Source organism: Yoonia sp. (assembly GCF_042093035.1).
GTDB lineage: Bacteria > Pseudomonadota > Alphaproteobacteria > Rhodobacterales > Rhodobacteraceae > Yoonia.
Map to the genome: position 1 here is coordinate 1 of NZ_JBELFI010000035.1, position 20,548 is coordinate 20,548.

Annotated in this window: 20 protein-coding genes; 7 read left to right on the top strand and 13 right to left on the bottom strand. The window is 55.7% G+C overall.

The genetic code is table 11. The annotated features are described in order from the left end of the window. From ACFDSS_RS06730 to ACFDSS_RS06740, 3 genes are all read right to left on the bottom strand, one after another. The coding region (locus ACFDSS_RS06730; protein ID WP_375254998.1) for a glycosyl hydrolase family 28-related protein at positions 1-1,751 on the bottom strand (1,751 nt) is incomplete at its 3' end. A 124-nt stretch (positions 1,752-1,875) separates the two neighbouring features. Next, positions 1,876-2,277, bottom strand: coding sequence for a DUF4864 domain-containing protein (locus tag ACFDSS_RS06735; protein ID WP_375254999.1), 402 nt, complete (start codon positions 2,275-2,277; stop codon positions 1,876-1,878). Positions 2,278-2,395: 118 nt separating this feature from the next. Further along, positions 2,396-3,964: a lysine--tRNA ligase gene (locus ACFDSS_RS06740; RefSeq protein ID WP_375255000.1), complete on the bottom strand. Its 1,569-nt coding sequence runs from the start codon at positions 3,962-3,964 to the stop codon at positions 2,396-2,398. Positions 3,965-4,075: 111 nt separating this feature from the next. Here ACFDSS_RS06740 and ACFDSS_RS06745 point away from each other — a divergent pair, with 111 nt between their 5' ends. Next, positions 4,076-4,495, top strand: coding sequence for a tellurite resistance TerB family protein (locus tag ACFDSS_RS06745; RefSeq protein ID WP_375255001.1), 420 nt, complete (start codon positions 4,076-4,078; stop codon positions 4,493-4,495). Here the strand turns inward: ACFDSS_RS06745 and dacB are convergent. Both dacB and ACFDSS_RS06755 read right to left on the bottom strand, forming a co-directional pair. Next, on the bottom strand, positions 4,492-5,961 hold the full coding sequence (gene dacB / locus ACFDSS_RS06750) for a D-alanyl-D-alanine carboxypeptidase/D-alanyl-D-alanine-endopeptidase (RefSeq protein WP_375255002.1): 1,470 nt from the start codon (positions 5,959-5,961) through the stop codon (positions 4,492-4,494). The genes ACFDSS_RS06745 and dacB overlap by 4 nt on opposite strands. After that, positions 5,961-6,554: a nicotinate-nucleotide adenylyltransferase gene (locus ACFDSS_RS06755; protein ID WP_375255003.1), complete on the bottom strand. Its 594-nt coding sequence runs from the start codon at positions 6,552-6,554 to the stop codon at positions 5,961-5,963. The genes dacB and ACFDSS_RS06755 overlap by 1 nt, the downstream gene beginning before the upstream one ends. A 173-nt stretch (positions 6,555-6,727) precedes the next feature. Here ACFDSS_RS06755 and ACFDSS_RS06760 point away from each other — a divergent pair, with 173 nt between their 5' ends. Beyond that, positions 6,728-7,798: an NAD(P)/FAD-dependent oxidoreductase gene (locus tag ACFDSS_RS06760; protein WP_375255004.1), complete on the top strand. Its 1,071-nt coding sequence runs from the start codon at positions 6,728-6,730 to the stop codon at positions 7,796-7,798. Positions 7,799-7,811: 13 nt separating this feature from the next. Here the strand turns inward: ACFDSS_RS06760 and ACFDSS_RS06765 are convergent, their stop codons facing one another. The 3 genes from ACFDSS_RS06765 to ACFDSS_RS06775 all read right to left on the bottom strand — a co-directional run bounded on the left by ACFDSS_RS06765 (position 7,812) and on the right by ACFDSS_RS06775 (position 11,769). Next, complete coding sequence (locus tag ACFDSS_RS06765; RefSeq protein ID WP_375255005.1) at positions 7,812-8,102, bottom strand: hypothetical protein; 291 nt, start codon at positions 8,100-8,102, stop codon at positions 7,812-7,814. A 59-nt stretch (positions 8,103-8,161) separates the two neighbouring features. Continuing rightward, positions 8,162-10,657: an FAD-dependent oxidoreductase gene (locus ACFDSS_RS06770; RefSeq protein ID WP_375255006.1), complete on the bottom strand. Its 2,496-nt coding sequence runs from the start codon at positions 10,655-10,657 to the stop codon at positions 8,162-8,164. Between the two features lie 125 nt (positions 10,658-10,782). Continuing rightward, the gene (locus ACFDSS_RS06775) at positions 10,783-11,769 is read right to left on the bottom strand and encodes a 2-hydroxyacid dehydrogenase (RefSeq protein WP_375255007.1); all 987 of its coding nucleotides are present in this window, start codon (positions 11,767-11,769) and stop codon (positions 10,783-10,785) included. Between the two features lie 109 nt (positions 11,770-11,878). On the opposite strand from ACFDSS_RS06775, the gene ACFDSS_RS06780 reads away from it, so the two are divergent. After that, a complete protein-coding gene (locus ACFDSS_RS06780; protein ID WP_375255008.1) occupies positions 11,879-12,409 on the top strand; it encodes an SH3 domain-containing protein in 531 nt (176 codons plus the stop codon). On the opposite strand, the gene ACFDSS_RS06785 is transcribed toward ACFDSS_RS06780, so the two are convergent. From ACFDSS_RS06785 to ACFDSS_RS06805, 5 genes are all read right to left on the bottom strand, one after another. Continuing rightward, entirely contained in the window at positions 12,406-14,433 is a 2,028-nt protein-coding gene (locus ACFDSS_RS06785) for a M3 family metallopeptidase (protein ID WP_375255009.1), read from the bottom strand. The two genes, ACFDSS_RS06780 and ACFDSS_RS06785, sit on opposite strands and share 4 nt — an antisense overlap. 66 nt (positions 14,434-14,499) lie before the next feature. Beyond that, positions 14,500-15,549 carry a ThiF family adenylyltransferase gene (locus tag ACFDSS_RS06790; protein WP_375255010.1) on the bottom strand — a complete coding sequence of 350 codons (1,050 nt, stop codon included), beginning with the start codon at positions 15,547-15,549 and terminating at the stop codon, positions 14,500-14,502. Continuing rightward, positions 15,546-16,001, bottom strand: a complete 456-nt coding sequence (gene dut / locus ACFDSS_RS06795) for a dUTP diphosphatase (protein WP_375255011.1) — start codon at positions 15,999-16,001, stop codon at positions 15,546-15,548. The genes ACFDSS_RS06790 and dut overlap by 4 nt, the downstream gene beginning before the upstream one ends. Continuing rightward, entirely contained in the window at positions 15,998-17,191 is a 1,194-nt protein-coding gene (coaBC, locus tag ACFDSS_RS06800; RefSeq protein ID WP_375255012.1) for a bifunctional phosphopantothenoylcysteine decarboxylase/phosphopantothenate--cysteine ligase CoaBC, read from the bottom strand. The genes dut and coaBC overlap by 4 nt, the downstream gene beginning before the upstream one ends. Positions 17,192-17,257: 66 nt before the next feature. Further along, positions 17,258-18,136: an RNA polymerase factor sigma-32 gene (locus ACFDSS_RS06805; protein ID WP_375255013.1), complete on the bottom strand. Its 879-nt coding sequence runs from the start codon at positions 18,134-18,136 to the stop codon at positions 17,258-17,260. 94 nt (positions 18,137-18,230) lie between these two features. Here ACFDSS_RS06805 and cobU point away from each other — a divergent pair, with 94 nt between their 5' ends. The 4 genes from cobU to ACFDSS_RS06825 all read left to right on the top strand — a co-directional run. Beyond that, entirely contained in the window at positions 18,231-18,755 is a 525-nt protein-coding gene (cobU, locus tag ACFDSS_RS06810) for a bifunctional adenosylcobinamide kinase/adenosylcobinamide-phosphate guanylyltransferase (protein ID WP_375255014.1), read from the top strand. Further along, positions 18,752-19,321, top strand: a complete 570-nt coding sequence (locus tag ACFDSS_RS06815) for a histidine phosphatase family protein (RefSeq protein ID WP_375255015.1) — start codon at positions 18,752-18,754, stop codon at positions 19,319-19,321. Before cobU ends, ACFDSS_RS06815 begins: the two co-directional genes overlap by 4 nt. Before the next feature lie 60 nt (positions 19,322-19,381). Beyond that, positions 19,382-20,080, top strand: a complete 699-nt coding sequence (locus ACFDSS_RS06820) for a glutathione S-transferase (protein WP_375255016.1) — start codon at positions 19,382-19,384, stop codon at positions 20,078-20,080. Between the two features lie 63 nt (positions 20,081-20,143). Continuing rightward, positions 20,144-20,548 (top strand): magnesium chelatase domain-containing protein (locus tag ACFDSS_RS06825; protein ID WP_375255017.1); only part of this gene is annotated, 405 nt, incomplete at its 3' end.

Consider the following 20,548-nt stretch of genomic DNA (forward strand, 5'->3'; position numbering starts at 1 on the left):
TGCGCCCCAAGTGCCGGATCGCTGGAATGCTCATTCGTCCATTCAATGAAGTTGTTGTCGCAGTAATTGCCGGTGAAAATGCTCTTTGGGTTAGGAAGTGTGATGACAACGCCGCCCTTGCGCACGCCATTGATCTGGTCATCACCATGAAACCAGTGATTGCCAACTATCAAATTGCCAGAGCCTGCAAGAACGCAGAAATGCTTGAACCTGCTGGTGCGGTTATTGCGGATCTTCACGTCATTGGCGTTGGTGTTGAAACCAACACTGACGCGATCCGCGACCGGCACCGCCTGCTCATCCGAGATCAGCTGGCAGCGGTCAATCATCATCCCTTGGCAGCCAATACCGGGAGAGGTGATACCGCGGTCCTTTGGTTTATTGATGAAGCAATCACGCACATGAAATGTAAACCCGTCAGGGGCCATCATGATCCCACTGGCAACGCCCCGTCCTTGGAATTCAATATCGTCCAGAATGAACTGGCTGAGCTTCTCATAGCCGGAAAAATCCAACATGTATTGAAAGCGCGTGAAGGTGAAAACCTGCGTACCTTCAGCATCAAACAGCGGACGGCTCAGTTCAACCGTTTGCGCGGTGACATTGACCGCGCTGACATAGACTTCGCGTCCAACACCGTTTCCGCTCACCAATGAACCAACCGCAATGCTGGCAGCATCAATAACATTGGTCAGCCGGTTTTCATTGGAACTTGCGTAGGTCGCTTGTGACGTGACCTCAACGGTATCCCAAGCCGCACCATCGGCAGGCTGGAACTGGCCATTGCGAATGACGCGACGGGTCTCGAAGCGGGTGCGCGTCGGATCGGTGGCCTGCATATCGACGGGTTCAGTCAGTTGAACACGCCGACCACACAGATCAAGCGAATCGTGATCTGAAAAGTTGATGAGCGCTTGATAGGCTTTCTTGAATGCCAGTTCCTCATCCTGAAATGCAGAAAGATAGGCATCATAATCGTAGTCGCGCTGAAGAATGAACTGATATGTGGGCGACTGAATGATCCGCCCCTGAAAGCGCACCGGGCTTTGCATAGTTACGCTGTTTCCCAGCAAATAGTCTCCTGCGGGCACCATCACAGTTTGACCATTTGCCGCAGTGTCGGCCGCGTTGAACGCCGCACTGTCGTCGGTCACGCCGTCGCCAATTGCGCCGAAGTCCCGCACATCAATCAGTCCGACCTTATCACCCAGAAAAGCGGTCGAGACGTCCGCAATCCGAATATCATCCACCCGGATCAACGCACCGGCAGTCCCGACAATATCAATCCCGATATGTCCGTATTCTGCCCCGTACCATGGCAAATCAACGCCACTGCGGTTGGCCGTCGCAATGATGGCCGTGATTTCAACGACCTCGCCGTAGGTTGCAAGCTGGACCGATGATGCAGCTTGCGGCAGCCCAGAGGCTGGCATCCCACCGCCTGCACCGGCCCACCCCGCGATTGCGACCGCCGGCAAAGGTCCGGCCACGGCCTTTACACGGGCTGTCACCTGTAGATAGCTGCCCGCCAAGATCGGGGTTTCACCCATGAACCTGAGCTTTGTCGTCGGCTCGGGTGTCAGGATCTCAAGGCAACCGGCAAAATCCTGATCGGCGGCAACAAAGGTGCCGCCGCCACTGAACGCATATGACGGCGATCCCGGCGTACCATCACCGCTCGACCACAAGGCAAGACCGGCGGAAAATGGAAGTGGATCGAAGACGATCCCGTCTGTAATTGCTTTGTTCATCAGTTGACCCTTTTGGCTTGGAAAAGCAAAAGGCCCGCGCTTTGCGCACAGACCGCTCATCCAAAGGGCTAATGATCGTTGCTAAAGAAGGACTGAGGGTGCCGTCACGGTGAGGTACGCAACATCACGCGCCGACGTCCGGTGAGGGCAGCAGTTGAACACCGTTGATTTGCCATCCCTGAGAGGTTTCCACCATTTGATAATCAAGGAGATGCAGACCACCCTGCGCGTCGCGGACCATCACTTTTTGCCACAGGTTTCCGCGCACATCTCGCAACTCCAGGAAACGAACATCAGCGTTGTCCCAAACCATTGGATAGCCCTGTTGGACCATCATACCGAAATTCCCGGAGCTTCCAAAAAGCCGCTTGATATTCGGGCTGGCATAGGTCCAGGCCTCATCAATGTCCCGCGCATTAAAAGCATCGAGCTGACTTCCGATCACTTCTTCAATGGCCGCGTTTTCTTGCGCCAGAGTTGACGATGCAGCGATCCAAAGCGCCATAGCGAGTGACAAAATACGCATCCGAGCCTCCAACTGTTCGGGTCTTCGTACTTCAGATACGCACATAACGCCAAATCGGTTTGGTTTTCGGCTAGCTTCCGTTTCTTCGCAGCTTCAAACCCGCAATGTCACGCGCAATTCAAGCCGAAAGTCGCTGTTCTATGAGCTTGATCGTTTCATCAACACCGTAAAGCGCGATAAAGCCGCCAAACCTTGGCCCCTGCGATGCACCCAGTAGAACCTCATAGAGCGCCGTGAACCATGCGCGCAGCGGGTCAAAACCGTGGTCCGTGCCAACGGAAAACACCATCGTTTGCAGCTCTTCCGCATCCAAACCGCCATCCCAGGACCGCAACCGCTCTGCGAGATCAGCAAGAGCATCACGTTCCCGATCAGTAGGCGCACGGTAGGTCTTTTCAGGCTTGACGAAGTCGTTGTAGTAGCGCACCGCAAAATCGGCAGCCCGGTCCATCTGCGGGTTTTTCTTAGCGGACGCGTCCGGCGCATAACGCTGAATAAAACCCCACAAGGTATCTTTATCCTCAGCACCCGATACAGACGCCAGATTGAGCAACATCGCAAACGGAACAACCATATCGGAGACAGGCACATCAGGACCGTGTATATGAAAAACCGGGTTGTTTGCGCGCCCCGTGGCATCCTGCGTCTCATAGGCACGCAGCTGCTGGTGGTACTCATCCACAGCCTTCGGGATCACATCAAAATGCATCCGTTTTGCCGTTTTCGGTTTGAGATACATGAAATAGCTGAGGCTTTCCGTTGAGGCGTAGGTCAACCACTCATCAATCGAAATGCCGTTACCGGAAGACTTCGAAATCTTCTGGCCGTTCTCATCAAGGAACAATTCGTAAGAAAAGTGATTGGGCTTCTTCCCGCCCAATATCTCGCAAATCCGGTCGTAGATCGCCGTATTTGTCGCATGTTCCTTGCCGTACATCTCAAAATCGACATCAAGTGCCGCCCAGCGTGCACCAAAATCAGGCTTCCACTGCAACTTCACATTGCCGCCAGTTACAGGCAGCGTCCATTCAAGGCCCTCAGGGTCGTCAAACGTAATCTCGCCCTTGTCGCCATCGACATGTTTCATCGGGACGTAAAGCACACGGCCAGTTTCAGGATGGATCGGCAAGAAGATCGAATAAGTTTCGGCACGTTCTTCACGCAATGACTTCAGCATTACCGCCATGATATCATCATAGCGGGCCGCAGCACGCAGAAGGATTTCATCAAACTGCCCGGTTTGATAAAACTCACGCGCTGAATAGAATTCATAATCGAACCCAAACGTGTCAAGGAAACGGCGCAACATCGCATTGTTATGATGCCCAAAGCTCTCATGGGTTCCGAAAGGATCGGGGACAGATGTTAGCGGCATGTGCATATGCTCAGCCAGCATTTCCTGCTGTGGGACATTGCCGGGGATCTTGCGCATCCCGTCCAGATCATCCGAAAAACAGATCAACTTGGTGGGAATGTCGGAAATCACCTCAAATGCGCGGCGGATCATCGTGGTGCGCAAAACCTCTCCGAACGTGCCGATATGCGGTAGCCCGGACGGGCCATATCCCGTTTCAAACAAAACATACCCTTTCTCAGGTGCCTTGTTTTCATAGCGTTTGAGCAATGCGCGCGCCTCAACAAACGGCCAGGCCTTGGATGTCATCGCAGCTTCACGCAAATCGGTCATAGTGTTTCTCGCAACTTTCGGCTCTCATTGTGATCGCCGTAACGCGCACTCCCTATTGCGAGACTGCCAAGGCGTCAATAAATGGGTGCGGTAGACGCAAAGGATTCACGCATGCTCGAAGACGCCCCAATGACCGCTCAGGACAGCCTCGCCGCGCTGATGATCGCAATGTCCGCCTCTGACGAGCATATTCGCACTGCGGAGCTTGTGAAAATGAGCAATGCAATCAACAATCTGCCAATCTTTGCAGGCTACGACACCGAACGTCTTCCACGCATATCCAAGATGGTTTTCGACCTGCTGGAGCAAGAAGACGGATTAGAAGCGCTTTTTGGTCTGATCCGAGACGCCCTTCCTGAGCATTTGTCCGAAACAGCATATGCACTGTCATGTGATGTTGCCGCCGCGGATGGGCACGTGGTCGGGCCAGAAGTCCGCATGTTGGAAGAGATTCGCGACGAGTTGAACATAGATCGCCTCCATGCCGCTGCGATCGAGCGGGGATCACGCGCACGTCATATGACCCTTTAGCCAGGCAACCGCAGCGCCAAATGCCTGAGGATATCCTGCTGCAACGCCCGTGCACGGCGGTTCCAGGACCGTGCGCCCCGGGGTCTTTCGGCGCCTTCACGCTTGCCAGCCTCGCGCTTGTCCAAGTCCGAGGCAAAAATCGCGAAGGCCAAATTGCGCCCCTTGTCGGTTCGGACATACCCCGCCAGCGTAGAAACAAAGTTTAGCGTCCCTGTCTTTGCACGCACGCCAATATTCCCTATTTCGATGACTTGGTCGTCATCACCAACAAGCCTGATTTCGCGCATGATCGGCTCCAGGATGTCGCGCACATTGGGCGATGCCAACATCTTCACAGTATCCAACGGCGACACCCGCGACCGGTCGCCCAGCCCCGAATGGTCGATAAATGCAGGTGCAATCCCATCAAATCTTTCCGCCAGCCAACGGCCCATCTCCTGCGCGGATGCGCGCATACCACGCGTGGCGCCAACCCGCCGCGTTGTCGCCATCATGCCTGATGCTTCTGCGGTTAAGTTGGTCGAATAGCGCAACATGCCCTGCATCATCTCATTCAGCTCAGCGCTCCGTAGCGTGGCCAGGGGACGGCCCGCAGGTCCGTTTGTGGTTTCCTTCGGCGCCTTCAAAACAATACCATGGCTGCGCGCAAAAGTTGCAAACACCTCTCCAGCATAGCGCGCCGGGTGGCGCACCGGCAACCAACGTGAGCCTTCGTCATTCAAGGATTGCCGCGCGACAGTCCATTGATCCACATCGCCCAAGTTTCGATATGTAAAAACAGGGCTTTGACGGTCAACCAACGTCATACGGGAAACCGTTACCGTGGGTTTGTAATTCGTGCTGCGCGCATCCATGGCTATTGCGAAATCGTCATCCTCACGCTTCCATTCAAAATGCACGCGGTTGAAATTGAGATTGAGCCCCGTAATGGTCGGATTATAGCCAAGGTAATCGAGTTGACCGGCATCAATCTCTTCCACATTGCGCAACGCTTCGTCCCAAACAAGGAATTCGCCCCTTACCTCAAACAACCCCGTTTGCTTGACAGATGCAGCGAGTGCGGCCAGATCATCGGTGGCCAAATTTGGATCCCCGCCTCCAGCCAAAATCAAATCACCATATAAAATACCATTATTTATCGGTCCATTTGCATAAATACCGGTTTCAAATCTGAACTGGCGACCAAGCGTTTCCAATGCATAAAGAGCGGTAAAAGCCTTCGTGACACTGGCTGGCGGCTGGGCCGTTTGCGCTTCGATACTTTCGAGCGCCACGCCGGTTTCAAGGTCAACAACAGCAACACCGACATGCCCGGTGATACCCGCATCCGCTACCCGTCTTACAATGTAATCGGCAGGCTGTGCGCGGGCCCTGGGCCGCATCGACGTTGCAGGTGCATCAGCAAGAACGACACTGGCCAAAGTTGAGGCGGCACCCGCCAACATCGCACGCCGAGAAAGCTGCATCACCATTCCCCTCTCTCGCGGATCGCAGTCGAGGACTGATCCGACATCGGCACATTCACAAACGACCAGGCCGGTGCTTGCATTCGGCCCAAAATATGCGCGCTTCGCCCCGAAACCCGCGCATCCGCATAGATCTTCGCGGTCTTCGACAACCGTGCTGAAATCCGGTCACCCGGGCGGGCGATCACCCCGACGGGCACCGTGTCCATAATCCAGCGCCAGTCTTGCCAAAGATGGAATTGCGCCAAATTATCAGCGCCCATCAGCCAGACAAATCGCACAGCAGGATAGCGACGACGCAATGCCGCTATCGTCTGTGCGGTAAATTGCGTGCCAAGTCGGGCCTCGATATCTGACACCATGACACGTGGATGCTGCATCATTGCACGCGACGCTTGCATCCTTTCAGCCAAGGGCGCTGGCCCCTTCTGTTTCAATGGATTGCCCGGCGAGACCAACCACCACACATGGTCGAGCCCAAATCGTTTGAGCGCAGCTTTCGTGATATGCACATGGCCTGCGTGCGGCGGATCAAATGACCCGCCCAAAAGCCCAATTGTCTGACCTGCCGATGCATGTGGAAAACCGGTCATTCTTGTCTGTCAAAACCCGCAGTTTGCTGGCGTGTAGTAGCCATTTGAAAACTGTATGTGTCAATAGGAGCAGATTCAAACTTCGTCGCTGGCGTTTCCCGCAGGCATTCACGCGTCTTTTCATCACAACATCGCCATGGCAGACTTTTGGCAAATGCAAAGGATCAAACTGCATGATCGACTTTCTCATCATTGGCGGTGGCATCGCAGGCGTGTCAGCGGCTGCCCGCCTGTCCGCATTGGACAGTGTGACACTTCTCGAACGCGAAGACGGATTGGCATATCATGCATCAGGCCGCTCTGCCGCGCTGTTTGAGCAAAACTACGGCAAGCCCTCGACAGTCGCGCTGAACACCGCCAGCAGGGACTTTCATTTCGAAGCCAACGTCCTGTCTGACAGAGGTCTCATGCTTGTCGGTCGTCGGGAACAGGCAGAAGAATTCAATCGCAACCGGCATGACATGCAACTGGAGCCAATTACAGTCGAGCAGGCGCAGGCCAAATGGCCGATTCTTGACGAAAGTCGGATCACAATGGCTGCTTTCGACCCACATGCATGGGATATCGACACGGACCGCTTGGTGCAGACCTTCGCACGCATGGCGCGTGAAAATGGCAGCCATATCAAGACCAAATCGCAGGTCACCGCCATCCGGCGCATACCTCAAGGCTGGGAAGTGAAAACCAAAGCTGACATTTACCTTGCGCGCAATATCGTCAACGCTGCAGGTGCGTGGGGCGATCTCATTGCGGGCATGGCGGGGATTAAAAAAATTGGCTTCACACCCATGCGCCGTTCAATGGCGCGCATCCCTGCGCCCGATGGCCATGATCTACGCAGATGGCCAATGGTCGTTGGCCCCGGCGAAGACTGGTACAGCAAACCCGACGCCGGTGCGTTGATCGTGTCACCCGGCGAAGAGCAACCCATGGAACCTCATGACGCCTATGCCGACGATATGGTGCTGGCAGAAGGCATCGCGCGGTTCAGCGAGAATGTCACAATCGAGGTCACGCGCTTGCTCAGTTCCTGGGCGGGCTTGCGCACATTCGCCCCTGATCGGACGCTGGTTCTGGGTCCGGATCCAGCAGACAGCACATTTATCTGGTGTGCCGGTCAAGGTGGTTACGGCATGCAATCATCGCCAGCTGCAAGCCAGCTGCTCGCTGATCTCATTTCAGGACGCACACCCTGTATTTCGAAATCCGCGGTCGAAGAATTATCCCCGACGCGCTTCGCTTAAAACGCAGGTCGTTCTAAACCTGATGAAAGCGCAGCGGCTTGGTGTCTTCGCGAACAACCACACCCTTAGCCTCAAGATCAAGCTGTACACATTTCTGCCACCAGCCTGAAGTTGCCCCCGCAGGAAACAGGTCGTCGGGCAGATACGGCAACGCCGCCTCTTTCGCTTCCTTCGCGGTCAAACCGGGCGCCGAATACGGAAGGGTCGCGCGCATCGCCTGCTTCATGGCATCATATTTCGCCTTATCAACATTCGTTGTTTTCCCGGGCGTGTTGACGTTTTCGACAGCGATCTTCTCAGACATTGGTGTGCCTTTCTGACGTGTAGGGACGGGCTAAGATCATCCTACTCAGGGGTCACCTGTCAACCATCCACCCGAATTGTCGCATTCTTGGGATCGTAAGGACTGTCCTCAACAATCTGCGCATTCCAAAGCTGATCGAGCATCTTCACTTGCACTTTCGTCCCGACAACTGCCATTTCAGGCTTCACATAGCCCATCCCGATAGCCTTCTCGAATGCCACGGAATATCCACCAGACGTCAAACGCCCAATCCGGTTGCCATCCATGTCATAAAGCGCCTCACGCCCCCAAGGGTCGGCATCGTCCGGTCCATCAATCAGCAACGTCACGCACTTGGAGCGACTACCTTTCGCCTCCATCTGTGCTTTGCCATTGAAGTCCTTGGAAAGGTCCACGAAACGCGGCAGGTCAGCTTCAAGCGGGGTGGCATCGCGTCCAAGTTCAGTGCCGAATGCACGATACGATTTCTCCTGCCGCAACCAGTTTTGCGCACGCGCGCCGACCAGCTTCATGCCATGTGGCTCCCCCGCTTTTTCGAGCAAATCAAAGAGATAGTTCTGCATTTCAATCGGGTGATGCAGCTCCCAACCAAGCTCGCCAGTATATGCAACACGAATCGCATTCACCGGACACATCCCCAGCTCAATCTGCTTCGCAGACAGCCACGGGAACCGCTTGTTGCTCAGCGCAGTTGATGGATCGGCGTCGCTGATGACGGCGTTCAAGACATTACGAGACTTGGGGCCGGCGATCGCAAAAACGCCCCACTGTGTTGTGACATTCTGCACGTCAATGCGCCCAAACTCAGGCTCTTTGTCCTCAACGGCCTTGCGCAAGAAATCCGCGTCATAGTCCGTCCACGCACCGGCAGAGACAAGATAGTATTCATCATCTTTCAGGCGAACGATCGTATATTCCGTGCGCGTCGTGCCGTGATCCGTCAAGGCATATGTCAGGTTGATACGCCCCACTCGTGGCAGCTTATTGGTGGTGAACCAGTCCAGAAACGCCGTCGCACCGGGGCCTTTGACGATATGTTTGGTGAATGCCGTGGCGTCGATCAAGCCGACACCTTCGCGAACAGCCTTTGCCTCGTCGACCGCGTATTGCCACCAACCACCGCGGCGGAAGGATCGGCTTGCATGATCGTCAAAACCCATCGGCGCATAGTAATTCGGGCGTTCCCAGCCATTTACAAAGCCAAATTGCGCGCCACGGGCTGCCTGACGGTCATAAGCCGGCGATGTGCGCAAAGGACGGCAAGCTGGCCGCTCTTCATCAGGATGGTGCAGGATATAGACGTGGTCATAGCATTCTTCGTTCTTGCGCGCGGCAAACTCGGTCGTCATCCAATCGCCGTAGCGCTTGGGATCAAGCGAGGCCATGTCGATATCTGCCTCACCTTCGACCATCATCTGAGCAAGGTAGTATCCGGTGCCACCGGCTGCCGTAATGCCAAAGCTGAAACCTTCAGCGAGCCACATGTTGCGCAGCCCCGGTGCAGGACCAACCAAAGGATTGCCGTCCGGCGTATAGCAAATCGGGCCATTGAAATCATCCTTCAGACCACTTTCTTCACAGGACGGCATCCGGTGGATCATCGCCATGTACTGCTCTTCGATACGCTCCAGATCCAGCGGGAAGAGATCGGCACGAAAGCTGTCAGGGACGCCATGTTCAAAGACGGCCGGTGCGCCTTTTTCATAGACCCCCAAGATCCAGCCGCCGCGCTCTTCGCGCACGTAAGACTGGGCATCAGCATCGCGCACGACCGGATGCTCCACATTCCCTTCCGCGCGGAATTTCACCAGTTCAGGATCCTGATCCATCACGATAAACTGATGCTCAACCGGGATCGCAGGCATTTTGATACCAAGTTTCTTGGCGGTCGTTTGTGCGTGGTTGCCAGAGGCCGTGACAACATGTTCAGCGGTAATGACGATCTGCTCATCAGAGGCGACAAGGTTGCCCCCTCTTTCGACCATCTTCGTACAGGTGACTTCCCACGCGTCGCCGGTCCAGTAAAATGCATCAGCCTGCCATTTCCGCTCAATCATGACACCACGCTGGCGGGCGCCTTTGGCCATCGCTTGGGTCACATCAGCCGGGTTAATATAACCGTCTGTGTGGTGATAAATCGCGCCTTTGAGGTCCTCAGTCCGGATCAACGGCCACTTCGCCTTGATCTCATCAGGGGTCATCCAGACGTAGGGCACGTCGCAGGTTTCCGCAGTGGAGGCATAAAGCATATACTCGTCCATCCGCTCCTGCGTCTGGGCCATGCGCAGGTTTCCTACGACGGCAAAGCCGGCATTCAAACCTGTCTCCGCCTCAAGCGATTTATAGAAATCGACCGAATACTTGTGGATATGAGTAGTCGCAAAGGACATGTTGAAAAGCGGCAGCAAGCCCGCCGCGTGCCAAGTCGAGCCTGAAGTTAGTTCATCCCGCTCCAACAGCATCACATCATCCCAGCCCGCCTTGGCCAGATGATAAGCGATTGAGGTGCCGACAGCGCCACCACCAACAACCAATGCTTTGACTTGCGTTTTCATAGACCCGACTCCCTGCGTGCTTTGAAGTGCAGTCTGCGCAAAATGCGCGATGCGCGACAGAACCAGCCGACCGCTTTATGTACAAAACCGACAATGCATCAAGCAGGTGCAGAAATCAGTGTCGTCTACAGCATGGCAGGGACAACAAGATCAGGCGGTCGGTGCCCATCAGCGAAGGTCTTGATGTTCACGATCACCTTCTCGCCCATCTCGATACGCGCCTCCAGCGTAGCCGACCCCATATGCGGCAAAAGGATCGCGTTCGGCAGTTCTTTCAGGCGCGGGTTGATCTCATGACCGCGTTCAAACACATCTAAACCAGCCCCTGCAATTTCACCGGCACGCAGCATCCGCGTCAGGGCGTTTTCGTCGATCACCTCACCGCGTGAGGTGTTCACGATCACAGCATCGGGCTTCATCAGCTTCAGCCGTCGCGCATTCATGAGATGATAGGTTGATGGCGTATGCGGGCAATTGATCGACAGGATATCGACACGCGCAACCATCTGATCGAGGCTCTCCCAATAAGTTGCATCCAGTTCTTCCTCGATCTCGGGGCGCAGGCGTTTGCGATTGTGATAATGGACCTGAATGCCAAAGGCGCTGGCGCGGCGGGCGACGGCCTGCCCAATCCGGCCCATACCCAAAATCCCCAAACGACGACCCCGAATACGCCCACCAAGCATCGCCGTCGGGGACCAGCCGGACCAGTCACCGGACTGCGCAAGGCGCATCCCTTCACCCATCCGGCGGGTGACTGCCATCATCAGCGCCATCACCATGTCAGCGGTATCTTCTGTCACAACACCTGGGGTATTGGACACATGAATGCCGCGCTGACGCGCTGTACTGACATCGATATGGTCAACACCGGCTCCGTAGTTTGCAATCAACTTGAGCTTTTCACCGGCGCGCGCCAAAAGCTTCGCATCAATCTGATCGGTGATCGTACAGACCAGAACATCGGCAGTTGCCATCGCCTCTGCCAGCTCATCTGTTGTCATTGGGGTATCGTCATCACGCAGCTTCACATCGAAAAGCTCGGTCAAACGTGTCTCAACAACCTCGGGCAACCGTCGCGTCACAACAACACTCAACTGCTTTCCTGGCATCCAAGTCCCTCCACCGGGTTTTCAAATCGTTCATTGCATGGCAGGTTGCGCCAAAGGGACGCGCAGCACAAGAACTGAGCGCCAAGAAAACGAGTAGTTAGGGCTAACAATGGGTGTCATGGCGCATTGGCTTCGCGTGATCCACATCGCTGTTTTCGCGATCATCCTCGGGGCGACCTTGGGCTACGCCCAGCAGAACGATGCGGGACCGGCAATCGGTCCCGAAACTAATTTGCCTCTGCCCCGTTTCGTGTCCTTGCGGGCTCATGAAGCAAATGTCCGGCGCGGGCCGTCGTTGTCGCACCGTATCGATTGGGTTTTCAAAAGGCGCGAAATGCCGCTTCAGATTGTCGCGGAATACGGACACTGGCGCCGCGTTATTGATCGCGACGGGCTGGGTGGCTGGGTCCATTACCGAATGCTTTCAGGCGCACGCACTGTCATTGTTGAGGCGGACGAAATTGCACTGCGCGCGCGGCCGGACGCCACCGCAACAGAACGTGCACTACTCGAACGCGGCGTTGTCGCGGATTTGGAAGACTGCACGCCGGATTGGTGTGAAATCACCGCAGGTGGCTATAGCGGATGGGCCCCAAAGTCAGCACTTTGGGGCGTCTCTGACGCCGAAGTCCGGAACTAGGCCGCTACGTCGAGCCCCCGCCCTTTCAGCAACGCCTCAACGCCTGGCAACCGCCCACGAAAGCTTTTATACAGCGCGGCGGCATCAACCGATCCGCCTGACGACAGGACGGTTTCTTCCAGAAGCTTCGCAATTTCAGGATCAAACGGATCTCCGGCCTCCTCAAAGGCGGCAAACGCATCCGCATCCATCACCTCGGACCACATATAGCTGTAGTAACCGCTCGAATAGCCGTCACCTGCAAAGACATGCGCAAAATGGGGGGTCGCATGTCGCATTCGGATTGCATGCGGCATTCCGATCTGTTCCAGAATTTCTGCCTGCTTTTGCATCGGGTCAGCGGGTGCCGGGCCATCATGAAAACCAAGGTCCACCATCGCAGAGGCCACATATTCAACCGTCGCAAAACCCATGTCATAGGTGGCGGCACCCAGCATGCGTTTGAGCAGATCCTCCGGCATCGCCTCACCCGTTTCAGCGTGCGTTGCGAACTCTGCCAGTACGTCCGGTACTTCCAGCCAATGCTCATATAGCTGGCTCGGCAATTCGACAAAATCACGCGCCACCGATGTGCCAGAAATACTTTCATAGGTCACGTCCGAAAGCATCTGATGCAGCGCATGACCAAATTCGTGAAACAAAGTCCGCGCGTCATCATATGAAAGCAACGCAGGCTTGCCCTCTTCAGGTTTGGCAAAATTGCAGACGTTCACGACATGGGGCCGGATATCACCACTTAGCCGCTGTTGGGCGCGCATGGCAGAGCACCAGGCACCTGATCTTTTCGACCCACGGGCAAAATAATCTCCAATAAAGACAGCGACATGCGCGCCGTCACGCGTGACTTCCCACATGCGCACATCAGGATGATAAACCGGCGCCTCAATCGGAGCGAACGACAACCCAAAGAGCCGATTGGCACAAGCAAAAGTGGCCTCGATCATGCGGTCGAGCTGCAAATAGGGTTTCAGGAGCGCCTCATCGAGATCATGCAATGCCTTGCGACGTTTTTCGGAATAATAGCGCCAATCCCATGGCTCCAGCGGCCCATCAAAACCATCCGCGTGCAACATGCGCTCCAATATCGCGGCATCGGCTTGCGCTGACGCTTTGGCGGGCTCCCACACTTGCATCAAAAGATCCCGGACAGCCTGTGGCGTGCCCGCCATCTCGGTTTCAAGTTTGAAATCGGCAAACGTATTGTAGCCAAGTAAATTCGCGCGCTCTTCGCGTAATCTGAGGGTTTCAGCCGCAATCGTGCGGTTGTCTGTCTTGCCCCCATTGGCACCGCGCGCACCCCAGGCATCATATGCTTTCTGGCGCAAATCGCGGCGTTCAGAAAACTGCAAGAATGGCACAATCAACGAGCGTGACAATGTCACAACCGGGTTATTGGCACCCTTTTCAACGCCCGCGGCCTTGGCAGTTGCCACGACAAAATCCGGCAGGCCGCCCATGTCATCGGGACCAAGGCGCATAGACCACCCGCGTTCGTCAGCCAACAGGTTTTGCGTGAATTCCGTCCCTAAAACGGACAATCGCGCCTTCGCCGCCCTCAGTTTTTTCGCCGCTTCGCCCTCCAATTGCGCGCCAGAACGGACGAAACCACGGCGGGTCAGCATCAAGACACGCCGTTGTTCATCCGTCAGATCCAGTGCATCGCGTTGATCCCAAATGGCCTCAATCCGGGCAAAAAGCGCCTTGTTCTCTGACACCTCGGAGCCGTAGGCGCTCAGCATTGGTGCAAAGTCGCGCTGCAAAGCGTCGCGCGCGGGATTGCTGTCAGCCCCAGCGACATTGTAAAATGCCCCCAGAACGCGACCCAAAAGGTCATCCGCACGCTCAAGCGCCTCAACCGTGTTTGCAAAGTCAGGCGCTTCCGGGTTCTCAGCAATTGCCGCAATATTCGCGCGTGAGACTGCCAACGCCTCTTCCACCGCTGGCATATAGTCGTCATCTGAAATCTGATCGAATGGCGGCAAACCAAATGGTGTGTCCCAATCAGCGAGCAGTGGATTTGTCATGGCAAGTCTCCTTTGCGAACGAGGTAGTGCGCGCAGGGCTGAGTTGCCAGTGCAAAACCGCCAAAACTAGGGCGCGGCACCACGCCCCTGACAGACCCGACAGTCCGGGTCAGGTTTTACTGCGATCACGCGGGTTTGCGCGTAGAGGGCGTCATAAATCAGCAACCGACCGCCAAGCCCCTCCCCCGCCCCGGTAATCACCTTGATCGCTTCAACTGCCATCATCGCGCCAATGACACCGGGCAACGGACCGATAACACCTGCCTCCGCGCACGACGGGACCAAGCTGGGGTCGGGGGCCTGGGGAAAAATACAGGCATAACAAGGGGTGCCGCGCTTGGGATCATAGAGGCTGATTTGACCTTCCCACTGGGTCAATGCCGCAGCAATCAAGGGGGTCTTGGTTGCAACCGCTGTTTCATTCGCCAAGTATCTTGTGTCAAAATTATCGGTCCCGTCCAGTACCAGATCGTAATCAGCGAACAGGCTTTCGGCATTCTCTGCATCCAACCTGCGATGATATGGACGAACCGTGACAAAAGGGTTCTGCGCCATCATCATCTCAGCCGCAGAATGAACTTTCGGCTCATCAATATTGCGATCGAGATGAATAACCTGTCGCTGCAAATTCGCGTTCTCAACGATGTCGTCATCGATAACGCCAATTGTGCCGACACCAGCCGCCGCGAGATACTGCAACGCAGGTGAGCCAAGTCCACCGGCACCCAAAACAAGAACACGGGAATGACGGAGCGCCTTTTGCCCCGGGCCACCTACTTCGCGCAGGATGATATGACGGGCATAGCGGTCCAATTCAGTAGCGGAAAATTGGTCTGGCTTTTCGGGTTGCGCCTGCGGGGGCTTAGCACGCACCCGCAGATTGCCAAGCAATTTGCGGTAGCCCCAAATCAGCACAGCAAAGCCAAACAGGATAGCCCAAAGACGCGCATCCGCCCCTGTCGCCATGCGCAAGGGATGACCGGCAGGCAAGACCAATTGAACAATCACAACACCCGCAAACAAGACCGCCAGCATATTCCAGCGTGCGGCATTCGGGACTTTCATTACTGCGCCAATCACCCAAAGGGTGGCAGCAATCGCGCCGACCATAATCATTGTCCGGTTGATCCAAATCCGCCAACGCCGCGTTTGGTGACATCCAGTGATGGCACAGCGACAAGATCGGGCTGGATCACTGGCCCAATAATCATCTGCGCAATCCGCATACCATGCGTGACCGCAAAGGCCTGATCGCCAAGATTTATCAAGATCACGCCCAATGGTCCGCGATAGTCGCTGTCGATGGTTCCCGGCGCATTCGCTAAAGTAACGCCATGCTTCAACGCCAAACCAGAACGCGGTCTGATCTGCGCTTCAAATCCCTGCGGGATCGCCATGCGAAGGCCGGTCGGAACGAGCGCGCGTTGCATCGGGGCCAAAATGATCTGGGCATCACCTGTCAAATTCGCACAAAGATCGGCACCCGCTGCACCAGAGGTCTGGAATGCCGGTAACCCCAGGCTCTGATCCGCCCCGTCTTCCCAGGCAAATTCAACTATCACAGTCACGCAATCGCCTCTGCTATGCGTTTGGCCAGCTGGGTCGCCACCGCCATTTTCCCCATCCGCGGCCAAGCCTCTGCACCGGCATCGGAAATCAACGTAACTGCATTCTCAGAGCCACCCATGATCCCCGTCTCCGGCGACACATCATTTGCAACGATCCAATCGCAGCCTTTGCGTTTGCGCTTGGATGTGGCGTTGGCGATAACGTCATCCGTTTCAGCGGCAAATCCCACAACAAGTCTCGGACGCCCCTCCGTCATCTGAGAAACAGTCGCTAGAATGTCAGGATTTTCTGCGAATTCGAGCGCAGGCAGGCCATTGCCGTCTTTCTTGATTTTGCGAACGCCTGCGTTGACCACATGCCAATCGGCTACCGCTGCGGCAAAGATGGCAGCGTCCGCAGGCTTTGCTGCTTTCACGGCAGCCAACATTTCCTGCGCAGTCTGCACTTGGATCACATCGGCAGAGCTTGGTGGGGCAACGTCAGCAGGGCCCGTCACAAACGTCACTTTCGCGCCCAGCGCCATCATCGCCTTTGCAATTGCAGTCCCCTGCACACCTGATGAGCGGTTTGCGATGTAGCGCACTGGGTCGATAGGCTCATGGGTCGGGCCAGACGTGACCAATACATGCTTGCCCTTCAACGGACCATCTGCAAGGGCTGTGTCAATTGCATCAATAATTTCAAAGACTTCCGCCATACGCCCCGGGCCATACTCACCACAGGCCATGTCGCCCTCGTTCGGACCAACGACCAGAATGCCATCGCTTTGAAGAGTGGCAAGATTGCGCCTTGTCGCGGCATGTTCCCACATCCGCACATTCATTGAAGGGGCAATCAATACACGCTTGTCTGTGGCCAGCAGAAGGGTTGATGCAAGATCATTCGCCATTCCACCCGCCATCTTGGCCATCAAATCAGCCGTCGCTGGCGCCACCACAATCAAATCGGCAGAACGCGACAACTCGATATGACCCATCTCGGCCTCATCATTGAGATCGAAAAGCTCCTGATACAGTTTTGACGCCGCAAGCGCAGAAAGACTAAGGGGCGTCACAAACTGCGCCCCGGCTGAGGTCAATACAGGTGTCACGCGCGCGCCGCGATCACGCAACCGGCGGACGAGGTCCAAGGACTTGAAGGCGGCAATGCCGCCCCCAACGATCAAGAGGATGTGTTTGTCCGCCAGCATTTGCTGTCTCCGATGATGGTTGACTTGAACCTAAGTCACAAGGCACCGGAAAGACAATGTCAGGGACTATCCAAAAAACGCGTGAACTTCAGAACTTTGGGATTCAAGGCTCTTGCGCATCTTACCAAAAGCCGCAGCTTCCAGCTGTCGCACGCGCTCTTTCGACAACCCAAGCTCGGTCCCGAGGCTTTCCAAGGTCCGTGGATCTTCGCGCAGCTTCCGCTCACTTACAATGAATTGCTCGCGGTCGTTCAACCCTGAAAGTGCTGTCACGAGCCATTGGCGCAGCGTGTCATTGTCGTGGCTATTCTCAACAGTCTCAGCAGCTTGCGGGCCGTCATCTGCAAGCGCATCAATCCACTCGCGACCCTCGTCTTCGACGGACTGTGTCGCATTCAGGGAAAAATCGGAGCCAGACAAGCGGCCTTCCATCATTTCCACATCATGCAGCGGAACACCGACTTCAATCGCAATCAGCTCGCGCATCTCATGGCGGTAAAGTGCACGACCCTCGGCGGCGGCTTCACGCTCCAATCGGGCTTGCACGCGGCGCATGTTGAAGAACAAGGACTTCTGAGAAGACGTGGACCCTGTGCGCACCATCGACCAATTGCGCATAACATAGTCCTGAATCGATGCCTTGATCCACCAAACGGCGTAGGTTGAAAAGCGCACACCACGATCGGGATCGAACTTGTCAGCGGCCTTCATCAGGCCGACCGACGCCTCTTGGATAAGGTCGTTCATCGGTGCGCCGTAACGCTTGAACTTGGAAGCCATAGAAATAGCAAGCCGCATGTAGGCAGTAATCAGGCGATGCAGCGCCTTTTCGTCGCGTTGGTCACGCCACGCATAAGCGAGCGCCAATTCGGTCTCGGCATCAAGCAATTCAGCTTTCATTGCCGTCCGAGACAAAGTCTGATCAGAAAATCCGGTCACGCCCATGTTAACTCTCCCAAGTGGTCGCACGTTGCATTAACTTTGTTATTGAAAATTGTTACGGAGCGATGACGCGCATGGATCAAAAAAAGTTTTGCACATGACATTGCCCAAGCTCACTCTCGTCCTAGGCGGCGCGGCTTCGGGGAAGTCAGACTATGCAGAAGGCCTTGTGAAAAAGGCCGGAAACTGTCCGACTTATATTGCAACGGCACAAGTTTATGACGATGAAATGGCACAGAAAGTTGCGCGGCACCGGCAAACCCGGGGTACGTCGTGGCACACAATCGAAGAACCTCTGGCGATCGCTGCCGCCGTGCATGGCGCCCCTCAAAATCAACCAATTTTAATTGATTGCGCCACGCTTTGGATCACCAACATCATGCTGGGTGAGCATGATTTTGACGCGCAGAGGGAGGCGCTTTTTGACGCAATCGCCGCTTCTTCCAATCCTGTTGTGATAGTTTCAAATGAAGTTGGCCAAGGGATTGTCCCCGACAATGCACTCTCACGGCGGTTTCGGAATGCGCAAGGTGCGCTCAACCAGCAGATCGCGCAACGTGCCGATCTCGTCGTCGCTGTCATGGCGGGTCTGCCTCTGCCTCTGAAAGGGCGCCTACCGTGACGCGGCTATGGATGGTCCGGCACGGGCCAACCCATGCAAATGCCATGGTCGGTTGGTCCGATATTCCAGCCGATCTTTCGGACAAGCCCGCCCTTGGGCGCCTACGAAACTTCTTGCCTGACGCGCCGGTTGTCTCTTCCGATTTGATCCGCGCAACGGCGACCGCAGACGCGCTCAACCCAACTCATCGCCTGCCAAACGATCCAGCCTTGCGCGAAATCAACTTCGGTGACTGGGAGATGCAGACATTCACCGCAGTTGAAGCAGCCGATCCGAAGACGATACGCGCCTACTGGGAAACGCCGGGGGATGTCGCCCCACCGAACGGCGAAAGCTGGAATGCAGTGCGCGCCCGTGTGGATCAGGCTATCGACAGCTATCTGCAACAAGATCACGGCGATCTGATTATTGTCGCTCATTTCGGAGCGATCCTGACACAGGTCCAAAGGGCACTTGGGCTCCATGCCTATGCCGCCTTTGGTCACAAAATAGATAATCTGTCGGTCACGAAGATTAACTGCGGGTCATCGGATTGGCAGGTTCAGCACATCAATCACAGACCGTGATGGTTTCGTTCACAAACGATCATTCGGGATCCGCAGCACCTGCGGGCTAGAAAAACGCCCATGACATACAAACTCTACATCGGTGATCGCACCTTCAGCAGTTGGTCCCTTCGCGGCTGGCTGATGTTGGAGAAATTTGGAATTCCACATCAAGTGAATATGGTGGGGCTCTACAGCGGCACAATGGAAGACGACCTCGCCTATTTGGCACCGGCGCAGACTGTGCCGGTCATGCAAACGAACGAAGGGCATGTAATTACGGACAGCCTTGCCATGGCTGAGACGCTTGTCGAAACTCACCCAGACATCGATTTTTACCCAACAGACCGCGCGGCAAGGGCGCTGGCTCGATCAATAACGGCTGAGATGCACAGCAGTTTCAGTGCGCTACGCAAAAGCTGCCCAATGATGTTGACGTTTTGCTGGGACGGCTTTGAAGCAAGCGAAAACGTCCGCAAGGACTTAAGGAGAATTGAGCTGCTTTGGTCACTGGCACGCGACCGACACGGTGGCAAAGGCCCGTGGCTGTTCGGTGACTACACTCTGGCAGACGTGTTTTACGCGCCCGTTGCCATGCGCATCGCAGCCTACGGGTTACCGGTCAGCGACGGCGCAAGGGAGTATGCAAATGCGCATCTCTGTGATCCACCTATTCTTCATTGGCGGTCCGAGGGGCTGAAGACAACATATACCCCTTGGCCATACCCGCGAGATCTCCCTCGTAAGCCATGGCCGGGTGTCACGGCGGCAAAGGCTTAAAACTGCATTAACCATTCCTAAACGCAATCGCCCTAACGATTAACCAAGAATGGAGGGGCGGATATGGTCGCACGGGCCTACACGGTCGCCTTTGAAGGGATCGAAGCGCGACTGGTCGAAGTGCAATGCGCCGTCGCGCCGGGCATACCTGCGTTTTCGATTGTCGGCCTGCCGGACAAAGCGGTGTCCGAAGCGCGTGAACGGGTCAGGTCCGCGCTGAGTGCAATGGCCATCGCACTGCCGTCCAAGCGGATTACAATTAACCTGTCGCCAGCGGATATGCCCAAGGAGGGATCACACTTCGATCTCCCTATCGCATTGGCATTGTTGGCGGCCCTTGGAATCGTCCCCCATGAAGATGCCGCCCAGACCGTCGCATTGGGTGAACTCTCCTTGGATGGCAGTCTCGTTCCGGTGATCGGCGCACTACCAGCGGCAATGACGGCGGCAGGAGATGACAGGGTCTTG

Bases quoted from the DNA above. Each gene is read 5' to 3' on its own strand.
- ACFDSS_RS06820 (WP_375255016.1), top strand. From the start codon at position 19,382: ATGACATACAAACTCTACATCGGTGATCGCACCTTCAGCAGTTGGTCC.
- cobU (WP_375255014.1), top strand. From the start codon at position 18,231: ATGACATTGCCCAAGCTCACTCTCGTCCTAGGCGGCGCGGCTTCGGGG.
- ACFDSS_RS06780 (WP_375255008.1), top strand. From the start codon at position 11,879: ATGGGTGTCATGGCGCATTGGCTTCGCGTGATCCACATCGCTGTTTTC.
- ACFDSS_RS06770 (WP_375255006.1), bottom strand. From the start codon at position 10,657: ATGAAAACGCAAGTCAAAGCATTGGTTGTTGGTGGTGGCGCTGTCGGC.
- ACFDSS_RS06745 (WP_375255001.1), top strand. From the start codon at position 4,076: ATGCTCGAAGACGCCCCAATGACCGCTCAGGACAGCCTCGCCGCGCTG.
- ACFDSS_RS06790 (WP_375255010.1), bottom strand. From the start codon at position 15,549: ATGATTATGGTCGGCGCGATTGCTGCCACCCTTTGGGTGATTGGCGCA.
- ACFDSS_RS06755 (WP_375255003.1), bottom strand. From the start codon at position 6,554: ATGACCGGTTTTCCACATGCATCGGCAGGTCAGACAATTGGGCTTTTG.
- dacB (WP_375255002.1), bottom strand. From the start codon at position 5,961: ATGCAGCTTTCTCGGCGTGCGATGTTGGCGGGTGCCGCCTCAACTTTG.
- ACFDSS_RS06765 (WP_375255005.1), bottom strand. From the start codon at position 8,102: ATGTCTGAGAAGATCGCTGTCGAAAACGTCAACACGCCCGGGAAAACA.
- ACFDSS_RS06760 (WP_375255004.1), top strand. From the start codon at position 6,728: ATGATCGACTTTCTCATCATTGGCGGTGGCATCGCAGGCGTGTCAGCG.
- ACFDSS_RS06740 (WP_375255000.1), bottom strand. From the start codon at position 3,964: ATGACCGATTTGCGTGAAGCTGCGATGACATCCAAGGCCTGGCCGTTT.
- ACFDSS_RS06735 (WP_375254999.1), bottom strand. From the start codon at position 2,277: ATGCGTATTTTGTCACTCGCTATGGCGCTTTGGATCGCTGCATCGTCA.
- coaBC (WP_375255012.1), bottom strand. From the start codon at position 17,191: ATGCTGGCGGACAAACACATCCTCTTGATCGTTGGGGGCGGCATTGCC.
- ACFDSS_RS06775 (WP_375255007.1), bottom strand. From the start codon at position 11,769: ATGCCAGGAAAGCAGTTGAGTGTTGTTGTGACGCGACGGTTGCCCGAG.
- ACFDSS_RS06785 (WP_375255009.1), bottom strand. From the start codon at position 14,433: ATGACAAATCCACTGCTCGCTGATTGGGACACACCATTTGGTTTGCCG.
- ACFDSS_RS06805 (WP_375255013.1), bottom strand. From the start codon at position 18,136: ATGGGCGTGACCGGATTTTCTGATCAGACTTTGTCTCGGACGGCAATG.